The 22,916-nt window shown below is 67.6% G+C and carries 11 protein-coding genes, 1 tRNA gene and 3 pseudogenes; 9 read left to right on the top strand and 6 right to left on the bottom strand.

Annotated elements, in window-relative coordinates:
- Positions 1 to 1,128 precede the first annotated feature (1,128 nt).
- Positions 1,129 to 1,614: a hypothetical protein gene (locus tag ACFZBD_RS34020; RefSeq protein WP_391147345.1), complete on the bottom strand. Its 486-nt coding sequence runs from the start codon at positions 1,612 to 1,614 to the stop codon at positions 1,129 to 1,131.
- A gap of 1,013 nt (positions 1,615 to 2,627) precedes the next feature.
- Between ACFZBD_RS34020 and ACFZBD_RS34015 the strand changes: the two genes are divergently transcribed.
- Positions 2,628 to 3,065, top strand: coding sequence for a hypothetical protein (locus ACFZBD_RS34015; RefSeq protein ID WP_391147342.1), 438 nt, complete (start codon positions 2,628 to 2,630; stop codon positions 3,063 to 3,065).
- A 264-nt stretch (positions 3,066 to 3,329) separates the two neighbouring features.
- Positions 3,330 to 3,734, top strand: a pseudogene (locus ACFZBD_RS34010) (M23 family metallopeptidase); the annotation flags it as partial.
- Positions 3,735 to 3,859: 125 nt separating this feature from the next.
- Here the strand turns inward: ACFZBD_RS34010 and ACFZBD_RS34005 are convergent.
- Positions 3,860 to 4,138, bottom strand: a pseudogene (locus ACFZBD_RS34005) (Txe/YoeB family addiction module toxin).
- The gene (locus ACFZBD_RS34000) at positions 4,077 to 4,343 is read right to left on the bottom strand and encodes a type II toxin-antitoxin system prevent-host-death family antitoxin (RefSeq protein ID WP_391147340.1); all 267 of its coding nucleotides are present in this window, start codon (positions 4,341 to 4,343) and stop codon (positions 4,077 to 4,079) included. Before ACFZBD_RS34000 ends, ACFZBD_RS34005 begins: the two are co-directional and overlap by 62 nt.
- 686 nt (positions 4,344 to 5,029) lie before the next feature.
- On the opposite strand from ACFZBD_RS34000, the gene ACFZBD_RS33995 reads away from it, so the two are divergent.
- The gene (locus tag ACFZBD_RS33995; protein WP_391147339.1) at positions 5,030 to 8,014 is read left to right on the top strand and encodes an SNF2-related protein; all 2,985 of its coding nucleotides are present in this window, start codon (positions 5,030 to 5,032) and stop codon (positions 8,012 to 8,014) included.
- A gap of 122 nt (positions 8,015 to 8,136) precedes the next feature.
- Positions 8,137 to 9,375 carry an SWIM zinc finger family protein gene (locus ACFZBD_RS33990; protein WP_391147336.1) on the top strand — a complete coding sequence of 413 codons (1,239 nt, stop codon included), beginning with the start codon at positions 8,137 to 8,139 and terminating at the stop codon, positions 9,373 to 9,375.
- A gap of 492 nt (positions 9,376 to 9,867) precedes the next feature.
- Here the strand turns inward: ACFZBD_RS33990 and ACFZBD_RS33985 are convergent, their stop codons facing one another.
- A complete protein-coding gene (locus tag ACFZBD_RS33985) occupies positions 9,868 to 10,359 on the bottom strand; it encodes a hypothetical protein (protein WP_391147333.1) in 492 nt (163 codons plus the stop codon).
- 1,650 nt (positions 10,360 to 12,009) lie between these two features.
- Between ACFZBD_RS33985 and ACFZBD_RS33980 the strand changes: the two genes are divergently transcribed.
- From ACFZBD_RS33980 to ACFZBD_RS33970, 3 genes are all read left to right on the top strand, one after another.
- Positions 12,010 to 13,377: a GH1 family beta-glucosidase gene (locus ACFZBD_RS33980; RefSeq protein WP_391147330.1), complete on the top strand. Its 1,368-nt coding sequence runs from the start codon at positions 12,010 to 12,012 to the stop codon at positions 13,375 to 13,377.
- Between the two features lie 510 nt (positions 13,378 to 13,887).
- Positions 13,888 to 14,577, top strand: coding sequence for a serine hydrolase (locus ACFZBD_RS33975; RefSeq protein WP_391147348.1), 690 nt, complete (start codon positions 13,888 to 13,890; stop codon positions 14,575 to 14,577).
- A gap of 329 nt (positions 14,578 to 14,906) precedes the next feature.
- Complete coding sequence (locus ACFZBD_RS33970) at positions 14,907 to 15,260, top strand: hypothetical protein (protein WP_391147328.1); 354 nt, start codon at positions 14,907 to 14,909, stop codon at positions 15,258 to 15,260.
- Between the two features lie 675 nt (positions 15,261 to 15,935).
- Here ACFZBD_RS33970 and ACFZBD_RS33965 read toward each other — a convergent pair.
- The gene (locus ACFZBD_RS33965) at positions 15,936 to 16,544 is read right to left on the bottom strand and encodes a Uma2 family endonuclease (RefSeq protein ID WP_391147326.1); all 609 of its coding nucleotides are present in this window, start codon (positions 16,542 to 16,544) and stop codon (positions 15,936 to 15,938) included.
- 1,757 nt (positions 16,545 to 18,301) lie between these two features.
- Between ACFZBD_RS33965 and ACFZBD_RS33960 the strand changes: the two genes are divergently transcribed.
- Positions 18,302 to 18,904 (top strand): hypothetical protein, encoded by a 603-nt coding sequence (locus ACFZBD_RS33960; protein ID WP_391147324.1) that lies wholly within the window; start codon positions 18,302 to 18,304, stop codon positions 18,902 to 18,904.
- Between the two features lie 601 nt (positions 18,905 to 19,505).
- Here ACFZBD_RS33960 and ACFZBD_RS33955 read toward each other — a convergent pair.
- Positions 19,506 to 19,578: transfer RNA gene (locus ACFZBD_RS33955), tRNA-Arg, on the bottom strand.
- Between the two features lie 2,226 nt (positions 19,579 to 21,804).
- Here ACFZBD_RS33955 and ACFZBD_RS33950 point away from each other — a divergent pair.
- Positions 21,805 to 22,824, top strand: a pseudogene (locus ACFZBD_RS33950) (IS110 family transposase); the annotation flags it as partial.
- Positions 22,825 to 22,916 lie beyond the last annotated feature (92 nt).

Here is a 22,916-nt window from a genome sequence, read left to right as displayed (position 1 = left end):
GAACAACTCCCACAACTCATCCGGCACCAGCCGCTCGGCAAGACTCGTCATGCCCAGCACAACGAGCCAAACCGCCAAAGGAAACGACGTCTAAGACCGTGCCCTATGTGGTGAGGCGGACGAGTCGTTTGTAGCAGCAGATGGCTGCGGCGAGACCGAGGAAGGCCAGGTACCTAGCGAGGCGGATTGCGTACCGGATGCCTTCAAGCTCCCGGCGGGAACCCGCCCGACAACTCCCGGCTATCCAACATCACTGGAAGCCGGGCGCGCAGAGCATGGCCGGCCCCGGTGGCGGACCGCAGCAGGCTCGGGCGGGCGGCGAGGAGCGCCCACAGGGTGTGTACGTTCAAGCCGAAGAAGCCACGGTATGGGTTCAGCCCGTGCACCAGGTGCTGCAACAACTTGTCGCCCTGCCAGGCGCCTCTCTGGCGCGTGGCGATGAAGTCGTCGGACAGCTGGATGTGGGGTGCTTCGCCAATCCAGTACGCCCAGTAGTGCAGGTTGCTGCGACGGTGGCGCCGGATCGGGCGTTGAGCCGCGGGTGAGCCAGTCGTCGGGACGGGCGGTGCGCTGAGCGGCGAGCCAGTCCGTGGTGTCTGCGGCGTCGTCGTAGCCGGCCAGGTAGAACACCTGGCGACGCAGCAGGAACTGCCGTGCGCCACGGGCCTGCTCGGCGGTGCCGGCCCGCCGTCCGGGTCCAGGCTCGGACCGCCGCCGCCACCGCCGCTGGAGACATCGAAGGTAGAGGAGCTGCTGGCCCCTCCGCCTCCCCCGTCTCCGCCGTACAGACCGCCGCCTCCGCCGCCGCCTGGGTGCTGAACATGGTATGGAGCCTGCCCCGGCCGCCCGTTCCAGGGCCTCCGTCCACGCCGTCACAGCCGGGTTGCCCGTATGGGGGGGGCGATTACACCTCCGCCTCTGCCGCCGTAACCGCCGACGCTGTCCGTCCCCGCGAGGCCCCCCGAAGCCTGGCGGCGCTGGCGTATGACGCTTGATCGTCTCCGCTCGGTGCTTGCGCCAACACCGTCCGACCATCCCGCTCTTCGGCGTCGAGCCGTAGAGCTGGGGCAGTCACGGCAACTGCACGTCGGGATGTGAGACAGAGCCGGATTTCTTACAGTCCCGGTGTCAGCTTGTGGAGGGGCCGGCGATCCAGAGCTGAGTGAGGTAGGCCCGACCGCCGCCCCCGCCGGTTCCCGTGGCGCCGCACCTGATGCCGCGCTCGTTAGGGCCGGAGATCTCGCAGTGTGAACGGTCCTCGCCCAGGTCACGGTACTGGTCGGCGACGAGGGTGACCGTGGTGGACCCGTTCTTGTAAGTGAACTCGGTCCAGTCCCCGTGACCAATCCAGTTCTGGATTTCGAACGACTGGGTTTCTCCTGGAACACCGGAAAGGCCGCCCGGCTGATCGATACCGAACCCGTTGCCCAGCACCTGCTTGACACCGGTGAGCTGGAAAGGAAGCCCGCTCGTATTCTGGATCGAATAGTCGTTTTCGCCGTTGCTCTGGGGAGCTTCAGCCGCCTGGGCGGAACCTGCAGCTACCACACAGGCGGTAACAGCCGCCCCGGCGCTCAGGAATGCTGCAAAGCCTCGCAGGACCCGTGACTTCATGACCACTCCTTGATTTGCGGAGCACTGCTCCCGAGGAAAGCTGCCCCGGGGAGAGCTCCTTTTCTGTCTGCCGACCGCCCCTGGGCCGTCCGGTATACAGCAGGCTCCTGATAGCAGCCACATGCTGCTAGCAGAAGCTGCAGCAAAAGCGTAAAGCCGGGCACCTGATGCCTCCGTGGGGCCGATTGGCTGACAACGCGGGCCATTACCCGCCCATCCGGTCGGCTGCTGCAGTCCGGAGTGGGTACGGCCGAGGCCTGCAGGCAGCTCGGGATCGGCAGGAAGGCCGGCTACCGGTGGCGATCGGAAAATGGCTGGAACGCCGCCCTCGAGTGTGAGCCGCGCCGCACCATGCTCGAGCACGACACGGGCATTTACAACGCCGGCCTCGCCCGTCACCGCTTCCGGCAGCGGGCCGAGCGGCCTCGCAGACCAAGCTGCGGCTAGGCTCTGAGCTCCGCGCCGAGGTCCAAACCAGGCTCGACCTGGAGTGGAGCCCCGAGCAGATCGCCGCGTACTCTGCGCGCTCTGTGGCCGGACCGGCCGGAGCGGCACTCGTGCCACGAGAGCATCTACCGGGCGCTTTATCAGGGCGCGAAAGGCGTCCTGAGCAGGACACTCACCAAAAAGGGACACCCAGGATTCCTGATGTGAGGAGCCGGAAGCCGTGACAGAGCCGCCCGGCGCCTCCGGCGGAAAGTGAGCGGGGACCGGGCTGAGCTCTGTCCCGGGCGCAGCGCAGGATCCAGCAGCTTCCAGGTGGCTGGCCGGCGTGGCAGGGCGCAGGAAGTCCATGCGGGTCTGCGGCCGCAGCCCGTGCGGGGCGGCCACCTCGCTCCTGCGAGCGGGACTGACTGTGGCCCTCCATGGTGGGAGACATGAGGCCATGCATCAAGGGTGTGGTTGCGGTAGTTGCGTCTGCTGTGCTGGGTATAGCACCGGCGCTCGGGTCACCTGCGGCAGCATCCTCTCAGGCTTCTTCTGCAGCGGCGACGCCGCTCATGGTTACTCCCGTGTCCAGCCCCGCACCGGTACGCGGGAGTGATAACCGATTCCATCTGGCCCATGAGCTGGCGCTGACCAACGCGACTGACCAGCCCGCAACGATCCGTTCGGCGGAGACGGTCAGCGCAGCGAAGCCCGGGCAGGTCCTGGAAAAGCTGTCCGGTCCGGCTCTGGCGTCCCGGTTCAAGCTCACCGGAAACTTCGGCCCGCCCACACCGTCGTCAGAACCGGTGTCCCTGGGACCTTCCCAGTCGGGGATCCTCTATTTCGACGTATCTGCGCCCCGGGTCCAGGACCTGCCCCGTGAGCTCGTCCACCGGATCAGTGTGTCCTACCCCGAGGCTTCCTTGTCCGGCGTCGTTCCGGCGAGGGTGACAGAAACCGCCGGCAAGGTACAGGTCAGCAGCCGCCCCGTTACCTGTCGTGGCCCCGCCCCTGACAGGTGAGAGATGGGTCGACGGCAACGGCTGCTGCAGCGAGATCACAGCCCACCGGGGCACCACGCTGCCGTTGAACCAGTCTCTGTACATCCCCCAGCAGTACGCCATCGATTTCGAACGGATTGACAAGAACGGCCGTTTCTTCACAGGCCCCGTCGAGGAGTTGGAGAGCGATGCCGCCTTCGGTGCCACCGTCCACGCCGCGGCTGCCGGAACCAGCAGACTCCCGGCAAAGCCCCTTCTGGTCTCCCAGTCGACCAGTACACCGGGAATCACGTGGTGCAGAAATTCCAGCAGCAGGGCCACACCTTCTACGCCCTGTACGCCCACCTGAAGACCGGCAGCGTCAAAGCACTCGGGCTACGCCTGGGACAGGAAATCACCGTCGGCCAGAAGCTGGGCCTGCTTGGCAATACGGGTAATTCTGGAGGGCCGCACCTGCACTTCGACGTGACGAACGGCCCTGTCCCCCTTACCGCAGACAGCCTGCCTTGTGAATTCTCGTCTTTCACCCTTACCGCTCGTTTTCCTTCACCCGAAGCATTCGGAGAGGCAATCGTGAACGGGACCCCGGCCGAGCTCACCCCGGTCACACCGGCGGCACCGCGCCGCAACCAGCTGCCGCTCTACCTCAGCGTCTTCACTTTCCCCGGGCAGCCCTCACCAGCCCCCTGACCGCACGGTCTGGTCCCTGTCCGTCCACCCGTTGAGTCTCCTCTTCGGGCTACGCTCCGCTTCGGACCGGTTCGGGCTCCGCCCGGACGGCTGCTTCGCGGGCGACCGCAGGAGGGAGAGGCAGTTCAGCTCTCGTAGTGGTAGACGAGGGACGCAATACGGACCTCATCGTCCGCGATCTTGTATACCAGGCGGTGCTCATCGTTGATCCGGCGTGGCCATTACCCCCGAAACCGTGGCTCGGGTTTGCCGATATCCTCGTTCCCGTTGCGGGCCACATCCGCGAGGAGGGCATTGACTCTCCTCAGGACTCTCCGGTCCTGGGACTGCCGCCACAGGTAGTCACTCCAGGCGGACTCGTCCCCTACAGGCTTCCGCCAGGGCCTCCCGGACCGTCCCGTCACCACTTGCCAGCCGATCAATGGAAGCCAGCAGCCTCCGGGCGTTGACCGGGTTCCGCAGCGGGTAGGCCGTCTCTTTCAGCGGCTCGTAGTCCTCGGGGGACACTATGGCGGCCGGATCGCGCCCGGCACGGGTGAGCACGATCTCCTCACGGCCGTTTTTGACAGCGTCGAGCATCTCCGCATAGAGCGGGGCGGCCGGCAGCACCGCCCACCACGGCTCCGTGTCAGGGCTGACGTCCCCGGTTCAATGCCCGGCCTCGTCCAGTGGGCGTGAGCCGCGCTGCGGAGACACCGGGCAAGAGCAAGGTTGCCTCGTTCGCGGGGCCCGTCCTCGGCCCCCGGTGAGACGGCCGGCAACACGCTCACGTCCCGAGCGTTCGGCGGGCGGGCGAAGCTGCTGGAGGCGCAGGGCACACGACGCCCGGTGGTGGAGCAGCTCGCCGGGCAGCAGGCTCCGGGCACTTGTAAGGCCGTCCAGAGAAGGTGCGCGGCCAGGAGAGCCGGGGGAACAGGTCCGGCGGGCCGTCGGCGTCCGCGCGGAATCTGCTGAAGCTCTCCACGCCGCACCCTCTGCGCACTTGGCGGCGTTCATCAGCCTGCGGGTACTCAACCCGGGGCACGGACACTGCCCGGCGCGGGGTGAATGCCGCCGTCGTCTTCGCGCGCAAGCACGGTGGTCTGAAGCTCAAGGCCATGAACTCGGGGGCTTCATAGCCGGCACCGGCCCTCCCCGGGCAACCCTCGCTCTGACGGGCTGAAGCCAGTATCCGTGGCGCGGGCGCCTGGCACGGCCCGATAGCATTTCGCGTACAGCTTGTGGATGCGCCCGTATAAGGCGTGACAGGGTCACTCCAGCGCATGCCCGCAACCCCGGCTCGAAGGGCACCCGACATGGCGCGTCTCCTCCTCCAAGTCGCCGGAGTGGACGCACCTGCCAGGCAGAGGAAGCCGCGAGCAGCGGTGCCAGATGCCTCAGCCGCGCTCGGCGCATGCGAGGCCGTCTTCCTGCCCGGAGATCCGCCCAGGCAGGGCCGTGTAGCGTTCTGGCGGGCGGACGGCAGCGGGCTGCCCGACTGCGATGCGGAGCCGGAGGAGCTCACCACCGTGCGACCGCGCGGCAACGGCATCCGGCGGCGGAACGTGTCCGCGGTGCTGCTGCCGGTCGCGCAGGCGGTGCCCGTACTCACTCGCGCTCACGCCATGGCGCACAGTGGGAAGGCCTCTGCCTCCGCCGTGTTGTGGGGAGCAGGAGCCCTGCTTGCGCTTCAACTCGCCGCCCGGGGGCGGCTGCTGCCGGGGCTGAGCCCCGCCGGGTTCGACGCCTGGCGGCTCGGCCCGCTGGACGGCGACGACGTGCGCCGGATACGCGAGCTGGCGGCGGCCATGCCGCCGGAGGCGCGCGCGGTGCCGCTGCCGGGTTCGTCGCCCGTAGCGCTGCCCGCCGCTGAGGTGCTGCTGCGCGCCTTTCTGGACGCGGTCGCGGACGGTCTGCCGCGCTCTCCGGCAGCGCGCCATCTGACCGCCCATCCGGCCTTCGCCGCCCGGATGCCGGTACCCATTCCCGAACAGCGGGAGTGGGCGGCCGAGGTGGCCGCCGGGATGGATGCGGGCGTGCGTGTCTCCCTGCGTCTGGAGGAAGACAGCGCCGCGCCGTGCGGCAGCTGGGGCGGCGAAGACGACTGCGGGGGCGGCGGGCCGGAGTTCCGGGCCGTGGTGCAGCTGCACAGCCTTGCCGACCCCACTGTCGTGGCAGACGCGGCGGAGCTTTGGGCCAAGGATGCAGCCGTCCCGGAGCAGTTCAGCGCCCGTACCCGTATTGACACGCTGCTGGCGCTGCGCCGCGGCGCGAAGGCATGGCCGCCGCTGTCGCGCCTGCTGGCCGCGGCCGCGCCCGCTGTGCTGCAGCTCGCCGACGATGAGCTGCTGGACCTGCTCGGCGAGGCCGCGGAGCGGCTGGCCGCAGCCGGAATCCAGGTCCATCTGCCCAGGGGCCTGGCAAAGGAGCTGACCGCGACCGGCCTGCTGGAGCCGCCCCGCAAGAAGACGCCCTCGGACTTGGAGACCTTCCTCTCCTCTGGTCAGCTTCTCGAATTCAGCTGGCAGTTGGCGTTGGGCGGGGAGCCGCTGACCGAGGAGGAGATGGACCGCCTGGCCGAGGCACACCGCCCGGTGGTGCGGCTGCGCGACCGGTGGGTGGTGGTCGACCAGGCGCTCGTCGCCAAGGTCCGCAAGCAGCGCGGCCGCGAGCTGACCGCGATCGACGCCCTGGGCGCGGCGCTGACCGGCGAGACAGAGATCGACGGCACGTCCGTGCCGGTCACCGCGGGCGGCATTCTGGAACAGCTGCGTGCGCGGATCGCCGAGCCAGAGGCGCCCGACTGCGCATCGGCCACCACCGGCCAGCCCGCCATGCTCGCAGCCACCCTGCGCGACTACCAGCTCCGGGGCCTGGACTGGCTGGACCGGATGACCTCCCTCAGTCTGGGCTGCTGCCTCGGCGACGACATGGGCCTGGGCAAGACGATCACCCTGATCTCCCTCCACCTGCGCCGCCACGAGCGATCAGCCCACGGCCCCACCCTGGTGGTCTGTCCGACGTCCCTGCTCGGCAACTGGGAGCGCGAGGTGCAGCGCTTCGCACCCGGCATCGCCGTACGCCGCTTCCACGGCCCGGACCGTACCCTGGACGGCCTCGCACCGAACGCCGTCGTCCTCACCACCTACGGCACACTGCGCCGCGACGCGGCCCGCCTGGCCGGCACCGCTGTGCCCTGGGGGCTGCTCGTCGCCGACGAGGCGCAGCACATCAAGAACCCCTACTCCGACACCGCACGGGCGATGCGCACCGTCCCCGCCGCCGGGCGCATCGCTCTGACCGGCACCCCGGTGGAGAATAACCTCTCCGAGCTGTGGGCCCTGCTCGACTGGACAACACCCGGACTGCTCGGCCCGCTCACCGCCTTCCGCGACTGCTACGCCCGCGCGGTCGAGGCCGGCGGCGACCAGGAGACCGCTCAGCGTCTCGCCCGCCTGGTTGGCCCCTTCCTGCTGCGGCGGCGCAAGTCCGACCCCGGCATCGCCCCCGAGCTGCCGCCCAAGACCGAGACCGACCGGCCCGTCTCGCTGACGAAGGAGCAGGCGTCCCTGTACGAGGCGCTGGTCCGCGAGTCGCTGTCAGCGATCGGAGAGGCGGACGGCATGGCCCGGCGCGGCCTGGTGATGAAGCTGCTCACCGGTCTTAAGCAGGTCTGCAACCACCCCGCGCAGTACCTGAAGGAGAAGAACGCGAAACTTGCCGGCCGCTCGGGCAAACTGGAGCTGCTCGACGAGCTGCTGGATACGATCGTGGCAGAGGACGGCTCGGTACTCGTCTTCACCCAGTACGCCGAGATGGGCAGGCTGCTGGAGCAGCATCTCGCCGCCCGCGGCACTGCGGCGCAGTTCCTGCACGGCGGGACGCCGGTCAAGCAGCGCGAGGAGATGGTCGACCGCTTCCAGCGCGGCGAACGGCAGGTCTTCCTGCTCTCCCTCAAGGCCGCTGGCACCGGCCTCAACCTGACCCGGGCCGGCCACGTCATCCACTTCGACCGCTGGTGGAACCCGGCGGTCGAAGACCAGGCCACCGACCGTGCATACCGCATCGGCCAGACCCAGCCGGTGCAGGTGCACCGCCTGATCGCGGAGGGAACTGTCGAGGACCGGATCGCGCAGATGCTCAAGCAGAAGAAAGGGCTCGCGGACGCCGTGCTGAGCCATGGCGAGGCGGCACTCACCGAACTCTCCGACGCCGAGCTAGCCGAACTGGTATCGAGGCGTCACAACACCACGCCCCGGAGCACAGACCGTCAGAGCACCACGAGAGAAAGCCGCCAGTGAGCCCGCGCCCGGCGAAGCCCGAGCAGCGGGCCCCTCATGAGCTCGCCCGCACCTTCCCTCCCTTTCCTCCGGCTCCCGGCCGCCGGGGCGGCTTCGTCTCAACCTGGTGGGGCCAGGCGTGGGTGTCGGCTCTGGAGGAGTGCTCCCTCGATCCCGGCCGGCTCACCCGCGGCCGCACCTACGCGCGCAGCGGAGCCGTGGGCGAGATGACCGTGGTCCGGGGCCGGGTCACCGCCCCGGTGCAGGGCAGCAGGCCACGGCCCTACCGGGTGTCACTGGCGGTCCCCGTACTCAGCGATGCGGAATGGGACCGGATCCTCAACGCGGTGGCAGCGCGCGCCGGGTACATCGCCGCGCTGCTGGACCGCGACATGCCCCCCGAGCTGGTCGAGGACGCGCTGGCGGAGGGCGTACGGCTGCTGCCGTCCTCCAACGACCTGGAGCCGTCCTGCTCATGCCCCGACTGGGGCTACCCGTGCAAGCACGGCGCCGCACTGTGCTACCAAGTAGCACGCCTGCTGGACAAGGATCCCTTCGTACTGCTGCTGATGCGCGGCCGCGGCGAACACCAGCTGCTGGACGAACTCGCCCGCCGCAACGCCGTCCGCGCAGCATGCAAGACGGTTGCGGCATCAGCGCCGGTTCCCTCCCCGCGCACTCCTGCCCAACCCGCAGGTACACCGGCCCGGGAGGCCTTCGCAGCGCGCGCCGGCCTGCCACCCCTGCCCGGCCCGCCGCCCCTGCCCGAACGCACCGGGCACCCGCCCGTCTTCGCAACGGCCCGGCCCGCTGCACCAGGCATCGACCCGGAAGCACTTCAGACCCTGGCCGCCGACGCAGCCGAGCGCGCCCGTCGCCAGCTCGCCGCCCTGCTGGTGAACGGCACACCCCTGGCTCCAGCAGACCTGACAGAGTGGCAGGACGCTGTGCGCCTCGCCGCCGAGCACCCGCATCTGGAAGTCTTCGCCCGGATCGCCCAGAACACCGGCCGCCCGCCCTCCGAGCTCGCCCAGGCAGTACGCGCCTGGCGCTACGGCGGCGCGGCCGCACTCGCGGTCCTGGAAGACACCTGGACCCCCGACCCGTCCGTCCTCGCCCGGGCCCGGGCCTCGCTCACCGACGACTGGGCAGACGGGCGGCCTCCCCAGCTGCGCGCGTGGCGCAACCGCTGGACCGTCGTCGGCCGCGACCGCCAGCTGCGCTACGGCCGCGACGGCCGCTGGTATCCCTACGCGAAAGAGGACAGCGCCTGGTGGCCCATCGGCCCGCCCGACCCCGCCCCCGCCACTGCCCTCGCAGCGCTGCTCGCGCTCCAGGACCGCCCCTTCTCATCGGGTCGCTGCAGCAGTGAGACTCGATGAGTCTGGTGATCAGTCTGGATGGCTCCCTTCATTCCGTTAAGGCCTGCCGTACCAGCGGGGTATGGACTCAGCGGGCACGCCACGTCATGGGAGGGGGCCGCCTGAGAACACAAAGAGGCCGCCGGCCAGCCTGATACTGAAGCTGTGGCAGGCGTGCCGACGGCGGGCGCCCTGCAGCCGTCGCCTGACGGCGTCAGGCGACGGGCCCCAGTTCAGGTTCTGATCCGGAGGCCGTATATGGGCAGCGCGAGCGCCTGGAATAGGCCGACATCACGTCGCCTGCGCCCGGGACCCGAGCGCCCGGAGGCCGTCCACGATACCCGCCGAAGCCACGCTGCCCGCGGGCGAGCTGGCAGCCCGCCCGACGGAGCTGCGCCATATCCGGTCACACCTCACCCGGCCCGCGCGTTCACAAGATCACAGCGACTTCAAAACAGCCCTGACCGTGCGGGCGCCCAGCTGACTTGACAGTCACCCCAGCCCCCCGCGGTGTTACGGGTTCTTGATAGTAGGGTGCGTCCATTGCCCCGGGGCGGCATTTCCCCCGTGGACCTTGTAGTAGGTGCTGTCATCCTTGGTGAGCGTGGAACCCCCGTCAAACCACGTCTCCGTCGTGTATCGAGCAGAGTTGCCTTCGTTATCCTTGAATTCTAGCGTGACCTCGGGGTTAAGATAGTCTTTATTATTATATGAAACACCGTAGGTCTTCTTTTCACCTGCTGCGAGAACATCGCCGGTTACAGGAACCCATAGGAAGTCCTTGAATACGGGGATATTCGGTGCACCGCCCACTATTTTGATGCTGGCGACCTTCAGGTCCTTGCCAGTCTCGTTAGTGACTTCGACCGTGTTGTAAACCTGGGCGTGGACGCTGTCGTCTTCCTGCCCCGAGGCCGTAGTGACGGCCGGCCGGGCAGACGGCTGGCTGGCAGCAGAAGCTGCTCCTGCGATGCCAGCGATCAGGCCGGCGGAAAGGGCTCCCACAACAGCTGTTTTACAAAGAGTTCGCATGTGCCTGCCTGCCTCGGTAACCAGTTGAGATATCGGATATGTCGCTTTATGTCACTTTAGCCTTCCCTGGTGAAGCCCTACTTCCCCCGAAAGGGCCACGCGCTGGCCCTTCCGGAATCCTCCGGCCGGCCCATCGGCCCCTCGGCCCGCAGTCACAAGGGCCATGAGTCTGCCTCGAGCTTTCGTGACGGGTTGCCGGTTTCCAACGGCCTGTTTCGGTTCGCTGGACCGTTCGCAGGCATGGTGAGGCGGCTGCGGTCGGGTAGGCGGCCGGGTTCCAAGGCTCCGGCCGGGCCGTGCTGCTAACAAGGCTGCTGGTCAGCCGGGATTCGGCACGGCCTCGTGCCGGGCCACTGCCGCGGTGATCACATCGGTCCAGGGCCAGTGCCCGGCGAGGCGGAGGATTACGGGTACCGTACGGCGGTGACGAGCTGCCAGGCCTCCCGGTCCACGAGATGCAACCGCTGCTTTGCCTGGCGAAGACGGAGCGACCACCTGCGCGCCTCACCGTGGTGATCCAACAGACCGGTTGCCGGCACGAATCCCCGCGCTTCTGCGCACCCGCCGCTTCCTGCCCGCACGTCCTGGGTCTGGCCCCGGCAGCCCGTGGGGGTCGGTCAGCCGACCTGTTTCTTGTCATGCGTTGCAGGCACCGGTCGCCTGATTCTGTCCGGCGCTGTAGGCCGGTTGGCTGGGCCGGTCCGGCAGAAGATCGCCAGCGTATGACGGCTCTGGACCACCGGGGCTGGTCGTGGCAGGCACCGAAGGTGCAGGCCGTCGGGCGGAACGAGAGAGCGGCTGGCGCATGGCGCATGCAAACATGGCCGACGGCCTCCCGTCCCCCGCAGGTCACAGCCACCGAGGGCTGGGGCTGCTTCCAGGACGGGTCTGGAGGCCTGGCTAAACGGCCCAGTCCGCCGCATCTGGGACAGGCCAACAGCCCTCGGTGCTGCAGCCGTGCGGAAACACAGCGACAAATCAGCATGGCGGCATGGACCGGCTTCAGACAGGGCGACGAGCCCCGGATATTCTATGCAGTCAAGCCATCGGGCGGCTGCACAAAGAAGGACTTCCCCTGCTTCCTGGCCCTGATGCACCGCCTGCTGGACGGGCCGGTCACCATCGTTTGGGCCACCTGCTCCAGCCGCATCAGCAAGCACGTGACGCAGTACGCACAGCAGGACTGGTTCACAGGTATCCGGCTGCCTCCCCTAACACTCCGGAGCTGAACCCCGTCGAACTGCTCTGGGCACACGCCAAGCAGAAGACCGCGAACCGGGCCTTCCATTCGATTTGATGGGCCACGCGAAAGCGCCCTGCGCTACATCCTCCAACCCCGGACTTCTGATCGCATTCCTGGCCGACATCGGCCTCGGACTCGCCCCGCCAGCACAAGCCCGTGGTCAAAGATCAGGTAGCGGCTGAGGCGCGGCCAGATCCTGCCCTGGAGCGTGACAGCGCGTTCATGTTACGTTGCGGCCTTCATGGCCGCCGGGCGCTGGCCGTAACGGTCCATAGTGCCGTTTGAGGCAAGGGGGACGGGCTGCCGTCAGAGCCGGGAAGCCGCGCACACCGGTGCCCGGGAATGCGCCGCTCACGGATCAGCGATGAAGGCAGGTGTCTATGTCAGATAGCGCTTCCGAGCCCACCCCGGTTCCCCGGCTCCCGGCAGGATTCATCTGGGGCGCCTCGACCGCGGCGTACCAGATCGAAGGCGCGGACGGCGCGGACGGGAAAGGTGTCTCGATCTGGGACACCTTCGTGCGGCGCCCTGGTGCTGTCCGCGACGGTCACACCGGCGAGGTCGCCTGCGACCACTACCACCGGTTCAGCGAAGACGTCGCTCTGATGCGCCGGCTCGGGCTCGACGCGTACCGCTTTTCGATCTGCTGGCCGCGCGTCCTGCCGGCTGGCGCGGGCCGGGTCGAACCCCGTGGGCTGGACTTCTACGACCGCCTGGTGGACGCGCTGCTCGGCGCCGGGATCGAGCCCCTCCCGACTCTGTTCCACTGGGATCTGCCGCAGGCCCTGGAGGACGACGGGGGCTGGCTGAACCGCGAAACGGCCTGCCGGTTCGGAGAGTTCGCAGCTGTGGCAGCGGAACGGCTCGGGGACCGGGTGAAGCGGTGGATCACCCTGAACGAGCCATTTGTGCACATGTCTTTCGGTTACGGCTTCGGCATCCACGCTCCGGGCCGCACGCTGATGCTGGACGCCCTGCCCGCTGCTCACCATCAACTGCTCGGGCACGGCTACGCAGCATCGGCTCTGCGTGCCGCCGTTCCGGGCGCTCAGGTGCTGATAGCCAACAACTGCACACCTGTCCGGCTGCGGTCCGACGCGCGGCGGGACGCCGATCTAACCGCAGCGTCAGCCTACGACACCCTGCACAACCGTCTCTTCAACGACCCGGTCATGCTGGCCAGTTACCCTGATCTGTCGGCCTACGGCATCTCCGCTTCGAGTTGGGAAGGGGTGGTGCGCGACGGGGATCTCACCGTCATCGGCCAGCCGCTGGACGGGCTGGGCATCAACTACTACAACCCAACGTGGGTCACCGCCCCGGCCGATCCGCCCTCCGGGCTGCCCTTCGGCCTGGCCGAACCAGAGGAGCCGTACCGGCGCACCCTGTCCGGCTGGCCGGTCGTACCCGACGGGCTTACGGAGCTGCTCACGGGGCTCAAGGCCCGCTATGGCGACGCCCTGCCACCGGTGTGGATTACAGAGAACGGCTGCTCAGAGCCGGCCGGGCTGCAGGACCAGGCGCGTATCGACTACCTCGCCGCCCATATCACCGCGGTCGCGGAAGCAGCAGACCACGGAGTGGACGTGCGCGGCTATTTCACGTGGTCCCTGCTCGACAACTTCGAGTGGGCTGAGGGATACCACCAGCGCTTCGGCCTGGTCGAAGTCGACTTCGCCACGCAGCTGCGCAGCCCTCGGGCGAGCTTTGAGTGGTACCGCCAGCTGATTGCCTCCCAGCGAGGCTGAACGGGCTGGAGCTGCGATGTCGATGATGAGCCGGCGCAAGGCGGCACTTTCGTTGGGGTCGGGCTGGTGCTGCTGGCACTTCTGGGAGCATCCTGCAGCCCGAGTGCTGAATCGCCTGCCCCGGTAGCCGATCCGTCGTCGCCGGCGGGGCCTTTGTTCGCCCGTGAGGCGGGCCGCTCCTTGTCGCGAAGATGAAGGAGATGCGTGTTCCGGGGCCGGGCGTCCCCAGCCTGGCCAGTTCACTCCAGTCCGTTCTTGACCAGCGCCCAGGCCGTCGGCAGGCGCACGCCGGACGACCCTCTTCGTCCCGATAGCGGGGGAAGCGGGCCGTGTCGATGGACCACCGGCCCATCGGGACCGTGTCACCAAAGGCGTAGCGCTTGCGGGTGCGGTACTGGGGTTCTTTGCTGATGGTGTCCGGATCGCTGTGGACGCTGATCATGCCATCGCGGGGGTCAATGATCACGTAGGCGGGGACGCCCATACGCTGCTGCCCGCTGAGCGCGCTGACTGGCACGCGGTGACCCTGCGCCAGCCCCTCCAGCGCACCAGCTGCCTGCCCGGCGACGCGGCAGACCCCGGGTTCATGAAGATTCTCGGCTCCGGCCCGCGCCGCGTCCCGGCCCGTGCAGGCTCCTGGATTTCGTGGCGGACGGACCGCTTCGCTTGCGCCCCGGCTTTCTCTGCAGCTACTCCAGCTCCGGCAGCACCGCCGTCGCTCTCCTGACGGAGGCTGCCACCGGCCGCCGTTACGAGGAACTCCTCAATGAACTCGTGTACCGGCCCCTGGGTTCGCGCCGCACCAGCTTCCTCCTGGGCATCCGGCTCCCCCGGCCCTGTCTGCACGGCTACGGCACCGCACCGCTGCCCGGGACCCGAGGGCTCCAGCGAGGCCGTCAGTGCCTCCGGCTTGCGGGCTTCCCCGGGCGTGCTCTGGCCCCCGTGGAACCCACGCCTTCATCCGCGCCAGCTAGGGCGGCCCCGGCTGGGCCCCCGGAAAGACCTGCAGAGAACAGCTCACCTTCATCCCCGGCGTTTTCTCTCTGCCGTCCGGCCCCGGGACAAATGCCGCAGGCATGGCGCTCTTCCGGTACACAAGCCCGCTGCGGCGTGCTCTACGGCCACACGGGGGCCATCTCCTGCTGCGCCCAGGCCGCTGTCACCACCCCGGCGGCACCCGCTCACCTGCCTTCTCCGTGAGCACCCTGACCGGCGACAGCAACAAGCCCGCTCTCCTCGCCCAGCTGCGCTCGTCTCAGGAGAACTTCGTCTGTGCCCTTCCCCGGCCCGCCGGACCCGCGGACGCCTGGGCACCGCATACGCGACAGGGACTGAAAGGCCACTCCGTGGCCGCCGCCCCGGATACCGTCACTCCGCCCGCAGCGGCGTCCCGATGCGCCCCGCGACGGATTTTTCCCGGCGGCGTAGGATAGGCATTCCGGGCGGCGGACCTGCGACCGACAGCGCGCCGGCGTCTCCCAGATGCGTGGATTTACAATGAAGCGGTTATTCCAGAAGCGGAGAATGAGATGTCCGGCTTCATCGGAAGAATTTCCATCGCCGTTTCGGCGGCCTTTTTGCTGGCAGCGGGTGCGGCGGCGACGACGACAGCTTCCGCGGCCGAACCAGTCGCGCGCTGTGCGGCTGCGAACTACCTGCTCACTGTTGACGATGCAGTTACTTACTACTATGCCCTCGGGGGCACTGAGGCCGAGGAGTCTCTGAGTGCTTTCGTCAACGGCATTGACACTCCAGGAACCAATCCGGCGGTGGATGACACGACCGAGGGAAACGGTGACGGTTACGTATGCATCCGGGAAAGCAAAGCCCCTGGAACTACGATCCAGATCGGCGATAACAAGGTCCCCCTGCGCGCTCACTAGCCCCAGTCTTTCGTGACCGTCCGCTGGGGCCCTGATCCGGCCGGGTTCTGCCGCTCCCGTACGGGAACGAACTGGTCAGTGGCGGCCGGAAGCTCTGCGGGCTGTGGCAGGGCCGCCGGTCCGGGTCCAGCGTCGCTGGAGTCTCAGCCTGCTCCTCGTCTGGCCGTGTTCCAAGCACATGTTGTCCGGTGAGGTCCTGGGCCGCGTCACACCCAGGAGCACGGCGCTGAAATCCCAGCCGACTGCTCCCGCCTGTAACGCTGTACGGGGTGCGGACGCGGGCGGGAGGTCCGCAGCATTCCGCGTGCTGCTGTGCCCTGGCCTGCCGGGTGGTACAGCGCGGCCGGCCCCGGCTCCGCTGGTTCATGATCGGTCCCGTCGGCGCAGGCCCACGGGCCAGGACCGGTTATCACACGCTCTGGGTACCAGGACCCTTATCCTGGCCCCGGCAGCCGGAAGGCGCACTCGCGCGCAGGTGGCGTCTGCTTGGGACCGGGCGCCGGGGATGGGGAAGAAAGACGGCAGTGCATTCGCGTGTTCGCCCGTGAGGTGGAAGCCGCTCCTTGTCGCGAAGATCAAGGAGATATGTGTTCCGGGGCCGGGTCCAGGCCGCCGCACACATAACAACTTGTCGACGCCTGGCCGACCAAGACGGCGGTCATCCTGGGGACGACCCTATTCCTCCCGATAGCGGGGGAAGCGGGCTGTGTCGATGGACCACCGGCCCATCGGGACCGTGTCACCAAAGGCGTAGCGCTTGCGGGTGCGGTACTGGGGTTCTTTGCTGATGGTGTCCGGATCGCTGTGGACGCTGATCGTGCCATCACGGGGGTCAATGATCACGTAGGCGGGGACGCCCATACGGGGGTACTCACGAAGCTTGACCATGTAGTCGTTGCCGGGGTTGGATCTGGAGACCACTTCGACGGCAAGGTCGACGGTGGGGGCGAATGCGGCGGCGTCATCATCCTGGGCTTCGAAGGCGTCCTGCGACATGGCGAGAAGGTCCGCGGTGCGGCACAGGCCGAGGCCGGGATGCTCGACACGGGTTTCGGCCATAGTTGCTGCGTGGGCGTCCTGCCCCTCGATCTGCAGGGTCAGCAGGCTCACGATGCGCCCATGGCGGGTGGACGGGCTCATCATGATGACGTTGATCCCCTGGTCTGCGATGGCAGCCCGGACCCGGGTGCCTCGCCGGTCTGCGGTGGCAGTGATCTCGTCTGCGAGGTCGCGTAGCTGGTAATAGGTTGCTTCCAGGTCAGGCTCGACAGGCTGCGCGGTCATGATCAGATACTCCCTCGGGCGATGTCGTTACGACGATAAACCGCCTTGCCCGCCGGGCGGGCGGCATTCCTTTCCACCACAGCGTCCAGGCCAGCAGCTGGGCGGTGAAGTCCTCGGACCCGAGCAGTACCTCGTCCTTCGGGCGGAAGCGCGCGATAGCTGGCGCGGCTGGCGAACGTAGCCGGGCAGGGCGCACAGAGGCATGCCCTCCACCGCCCGGTTCAAGCCCTCCTCGGTGCCCTTGCGGCGGGGGCGCAGACGGGCATGTTCTGGACCTTCACGTCTAAAAGGCCGCTCATCGCCTCGCAGCGCGTGTGGTTGCCGGCGAGACCCTCAGCGTCTCCGCGTCGGCTGGCTGGGGGTCTCCCACACAGGCCGGAGCAGCGCTCTGAAGAAATTGACGTTCTGGCGGCGAGAGCAGCGCCCAGGTGGCCGCTCTGCTGCGTGCCGGCTCCGGCGCGCAGCAGGGACAGCATGCGGCCGGACAGCGCCAGGCCGGGCGTGGCTCCCGCGAACATTCCGGTCGCCGCCATCACGAAAGTAGGCATCAGATGCAGGCGGGCCGGAAGCGGCGGCGCGGTGGCCAGCAGTACGCCCCCCGCCTCCGGCTCGTGAGGACTGCGTGCGGCCCGAACAGGCCGGCTGGGCAGCCTCCGCTCGGGGCGGCCGCCCAGAGCTACTCCTTGCGATAGCACGGGCAGTGCATGTCGCTGGATGCCTTGGGACCGCGCACCGCCGGCCCGGCGGCCAAGCGACCGTGGCCACGCTGGGCAAGCATGCTCTGCGGTGAGCTTGCCAGGTGAGCCTCAGGCTTGCCCGACCGCGTCCGGACCGGTACGCCGCGGCGGGCGTGCCCCGGTCGCATACCAGGTGCTGCCTGGCCGGCGGGGGGCACTGTTCCCACTCCGGCTTGCGGCGCTCTCGCCAGTGCCCAGCACCTCCGCCTCTGACAGGGGCGCTTCGACTGCCTCGCCCGCCTGATACGGAAGGAGTCCCCGCAGCAGGGGGGCCACGCAGGTCTGCACGACAGTCCTCGGCCAGACGGTTCCGGTCCGCGTCGGGCAGGCCCTTCACACCGTCGCAGACCAGCACGGGGAGGTCGTTCACGCTGCGGTTCTTGATTTCGGTGAGGATGTGCATCCCAGTGCGCGCCCTCGCCGCCTTCGCACGGTCGGCGCAGTCACGAATCCCCAGTACGCAAAGTGGGATGACCGCCATTGCGCCACCGCCGCCCACGACATGTCACGTCGTCGCTCTGCCCCGCGGTGCGCAGAGCCCGGCCGTCGCCCGCCAGGTCACGGCCTGGTAGCTGGAGGCCGCGGGCCGGAGCGCTCACACGTCCGACGCGGTGGTGATCGTGTCGGAACTGGTCACCAGGGGGCGCCGTCCGCTGGCGAACCTGCAGGCCGGGTGTCTGCTGGAGCTGCGCAGGCCGCCGATGCTCGGTGAAGACGCGGCGCTGGTACTTGGGCGCATCTGGGCACACCCAACCGGCCAGCACATCTACAGGACTTGCAAGAATCCTGCCGAAAAATGGGAGTCTGCGCAACAGCTTAGCAATGCCTTTACTCGAAGACAGGCCTATTTTATAGAATTCCCAATACTCTATCACTGCCCCACGGCGCCTGGCCGTGTGGTGTCAACCGGCCGGAGAGGCTGATGGTCGGCTCATTGAACTGCACCATGCCGTGAAGAGGCCGGAGAACAGCGGCATCTAGCAGGTTGACTCCAGCGTACTGAGTCCGCAGAGGAGATTCATGAAATTCCCAAAGAGGCTTCTGGCTGTTCCCGTGGCTGCCCTTGCAGTCATGGCCGGGATCACGGCCTTCGCGCCAGCTTCTTACGCACACAGTACACAGGAGACCTTCCGGGGCACAGCAGTCAGCGAATCGGAAGCCCATCTAATGGCATTGAACAAACTCATAGAATTCGAGGAGAAAAATTCTCAAGAGTGCCACCAGCTGCAGTACCGGTCCTTCCAGACGCCGGATCAGCCCCCTACGAGGCTGAGCGGTCTCTGGCAGTACTACATCACAGCATCGTGCCAGAGCGGCGATACTATCATTCTGGAAAATCTCACAAGGAAGACGATTAAAATGTTTCCTTCCGGAGGGGAAATTTCCGTCCTGACGCTTACCTCGGCCCCCCAAGTTGACGGCAGCGGCGAATACTTCGCCTACGATACGGCACGGGGCCGGCTGGTTCCCATTGTCACAGGAATGGATGTGCCCGAGTTTTCCGTGCAGGACTGGGAGTCTGTGGCCATCAGCATTCCCGGCCCGGACGAAGCAGTTGAAGTGCGGTACGGAAGCTCTGAAAGTCCGGAGGATGGCCAACGGGTCGCGTCGGCACATTACTAAGTGCCTGATCCTGCACCGGTAACGGTGAATACTACGGTGGGGTCTGTCGGGCGAGGCGGCGTCCTATGAGGATGATCACCGGCCATTTGACCATTGCTTGATGGTGCCTGGGGAGGCGTTCGCAGTCGAGGATGCAACGCCTTCCGCGGCAGATCCATGGCGGAGTCCTTGACGGCCCATCGGCGGGGCAGGGCCACGAAGCCTTTGGCGTCGTCACGGCGTTTCACGATCTCCAGGGCCAGGGCGAGACGGTCTTTCGTCCAGGTCACGAGCTTGCCGGCGTAGGCGCCGTCGGGTGATGCGGTGGTGAAGCTGGCGCAGGCGCATCAGGAGCGGGCGGCCGCCGTCGCGGTCCTGCACGATGCGGTGGGACCGGCACGACCAGTAGCAGGCCGAGGGTGCGCACAAGTCACGGTGATCAACGGTGGCCGCACTGGTTTCCCGGACCGCCCCACCATCAAGGCCGCGTTCTGGAGCAGCACTGCGTAACTAAGGCTCCGTGAGATGAGGGGGCCGCCGAGCGCACATTGCGCATGCTCCCGGGTCTCAACGGGCGCTGGCGTAGTGCGCAAACTGCCTGGCCTGGGGCAAGGCAGGGCAGTGCTCCCGGCAGGACTCGAACCTGCGGCCAGACGCTTAGAAGGCGTCCGCTCTATCCGCTGAGCTACGGGAGCCGTGCCGCCACAGCGCAGCCATGACGTCCAGAATGCCACGCCTCTGCCGCGGACGGTCATCCCTGCCGGGCGGCGCCAGGTCCGGTTGCGGCCACACCCGGTCGGGCGCGCCAATCCGGACGGAGCGCCATACGCGCCAACGGGCGGCGCAGGCTGCCTCACCTCTCATGGTGGCGGGTGTGGCGGTGTGGGTTGCCTTTCGTCGGCATGAAGCAGCCCACAGCGGCACACGGGGGCCTTCTGCAGTGCTTCCGCCTTGATCATGACCCTCGCTTCCTGCAGTGGCCTGGCTTAGGAAGCAGAGCGGGCTGCGTACCGTCAACCGCTCCCGTCGGCATCGCTTTCAGCTCCGTAGGCCCGGCAGTCCCGACGTTTCGTCCTGGTACGGGCTGCCCGGCGGCGGGCGCGGGCTGGGCGTGGGTGCAGGGTCTCCTGATCAGCAAGACGCCAGACCTTCAGCGCTAGGTGTCGGCGATGATCCGCCGGGCAGGCCGTCCAGACGGCCGGGCCCGGCGAGCGAGGTATGACACCGTCCGGCGGCTGGACACGAAAGCGCCCTTGGCAGATATCGGCTGCAAAGCCGACGGCGCGGCACACCCCGATATGCCTTTTTCGCCCGCTACCGTCCTGGTCTGAGGCAGCACAGCGAAGCCCGGGCCGCGACACCCCAGGGTTCCGCTGCTGCAGTGCCGGTTACGGCACAGGCCCCCTGGGCCTGGCGAGCGGAAGCTCCCCCTTCAGCCGCCAGGTCCACGGGGCAACTCTCCCCGGCTGCGGACCAGCCATCCCCCGGAGCCCGGCGTGATAGGTCCGCAGCGGCCCTGCGATCGAGAGGCGGGCCGCCCGGCCAGCCTGCACGGGGGGGCAGGGCCCGGGCGCCGCAGCGCGGCCGGGCGTTGCTTCTGCTCGCGCTCCTCCCGGCGCAGCCGGACCAGCTCCTCGCGCCCGGCAGTGGTCAGCACGCCGCCCGGGCCTCATGCGGCGGCGCACCACTGAGCACCGTGACGGAGTATCGAATACCAGAAGCACCCGCCTGCCTGTCACCCCGGAGCCGCAGCAAACTCCGCCGCTTCGTGGCTCCGGACCAACAATCACAGCCCTGCCCGGCCTGACGGCGCGGATTCCCCGCGGGGATCAAGGGATGGACAACACCTGACATCGACGGCCTCCACTCCCGCTGTTGGCGACTCGACATCACGCAGCAGAGGCCGTCGTCACGTCCGGGAGACTCCCGCCGGGTGAAAAACTCGGCACCGAACCGACCATCAGAAGGTTAAAAGTAGAGCTTAAGCAAGCCGGAGGACGGTAGCGTCGACGTACCCGCCGACAAAGCGTCCGGTCGATCGATTATAGGTCCAGGCATACCTGAACTCTGCACTGAAACGGTTCGTATAGATTTCACTGGAAGCCAGTACCACTTGCCCCGCGAGGATATTCGCCACCGGCTTGGAAGTGTGATCTGCAGCGGAGTGGAGAAAACCATTCTCTACGGCCGTATAGTAATTGAAGTCAGCAGACTGCTCTATGCGGGCAGATACTGAACTGCGGTCCGGCCTGTCCGCAGCGTGGGCGTGGCCGACGGACAGTCCGCCCGCACCTAGGCAGATGAGTCCCGCAGCAATGATAGCTGCGGCCCGGTTGCGTTTCCTATTCATTTACTTTCCTTCAGGATAGGTAGGCAAGAACGCCTCTTTGACAGTAAGCCAATGTACCTTGCTATCAGCCAGAGGAGGGTACACGAACAGGCTGCACCGCCGAAAACGAGACATTCCGCGATAGCTCTTGCGTTCCAGCTGTTCCTCCGAGCAACTGCGACCAGGATCTTCCTTATGCCAGGCAACCAATACAGAAAGAGGAGATGACTCAAAGCCGCCTGTCGCGCAGGCAGGCTGGCGGCAGTAGGCGCAGCTCCCTCGGATTGCCTCACGTCAGTATTGATGCCTTGTTCGTGAGGCGATCATGGATCTTGCATGGCAATGCTGCGAAGTTGCGGATCCCCGTTACCGTCTTCGTGGCCTCGCAATGAGGCTCCCGGCCTTCGGCCCCGGTATGACTTGAGCCCCCAGTCGAGATGATCGAAAAGGTGGTGTCGCCGGTGCCGGAGGCATTGGCAGACCGCTGATTAGAGGCACGAGCGCCCTTTGGGCAGTCTCTTCGTAACGTGGATGCCGGCACGCTGATGCCGCAGGTGAGACCGGGAAGAACGCGAGCGCGGGAGCGAAGGGCATGTCGGACGAGACTGGCATCGACGTCTATCTGGGCCTGGACGTCGGCAAAGGTGATCACCACGCCACCGCCGTGAACCGGGCGGGCAAGAAGGTGTTCGACAAACCGCTGCCCAACAGCGAACCGAAGCTGCGGGAGCTGTTCGACAAGCTCCAGGCCAAACACGGAACGGTGCTGGTGGTCGTCGACCAGCCGGCTTCCATCGGGGCCCTGCCGCTGGCAGTCGCCCGGGACACGGGATGCCAGGTCGCCTACCTGCCCGGACTCACGATGCGACGGATCGCCGATCTCTACCCCGGCGAGGCGAAGACCGACGCCCGCGACGCGTTCATCATCGCGGACGCCGCCAGAGCGATGCCCCACACCCTGAGGACGATCGATCCCACGGACGAGACCGTTGCCGAGCTCGCGATGATCGCCGGTTTCGACGACGACCTCGCGGGCGAGTCCACCCGGATCGCCAACCGGCTCCGCGGCCTGCTCACACAGATCCACCCCTCCCTGGAACGCGTTTTGGGCCCCCGGATCCAGCACCCGGCTGTGCTCAAGCTGCTGGACCAGTTCGGCTCCCCGGCCCAGATCCGCAAGGCCGGACGCCGTCGCCTCGTGACCCTGACACGTCCCAAAGCACCGCGGATGGCGGAGCGGCTGATCGAGGACATCTTCACCGCACTCGACGAACAGACCGTCGTCGTCCCGGGAACGGATGCCGCCGCGCTGATCGTTCCCAGCCTCGCCCGCTCGCTCCAGTCCGTGCTTGACCACCGAAAACTCCTCGCAGCCCGGATCGAGGACCTCCTGGAGGCCCACCCTCTTTCCCAGGTCCTGATCTCGATGCCCGGTATCGGGGTCAGGACCGCCGCCCGCATCCTCATCGACGTCGGCGACGGCAGCGGCTTCGCCACCGCCGACCACCTCGCCGCCTACGCCGGCCTCGCACCCGTGACCCGGAAATCCGGCTCCTCCATCCGCGGCGAACATCCCTCCCGACGAGGGAACAAACAGCTCAAGAGAGCCCTACCTTCTTGCTCGGGCTGGTCCTCCCATTCGTAGGGTGGGGACACCCAGGGACACCGGGTGTGGCTATCAAGCGGCTGCCACTGATGGCTTAC

The organism is Streptomyces sp. NPDC008121, from assembly GCF_042957155.1.
Taxonomy (GTDB): Bacteria; Actinomycetota; Actinomycetes; order Streptomycetales; family Streptomycetaceae; genus Streptomyces.
Note: the sequence above shows the minus strand (reverse complement) of the source record. Positions and strands in the feature narration are given on the sequence as shown.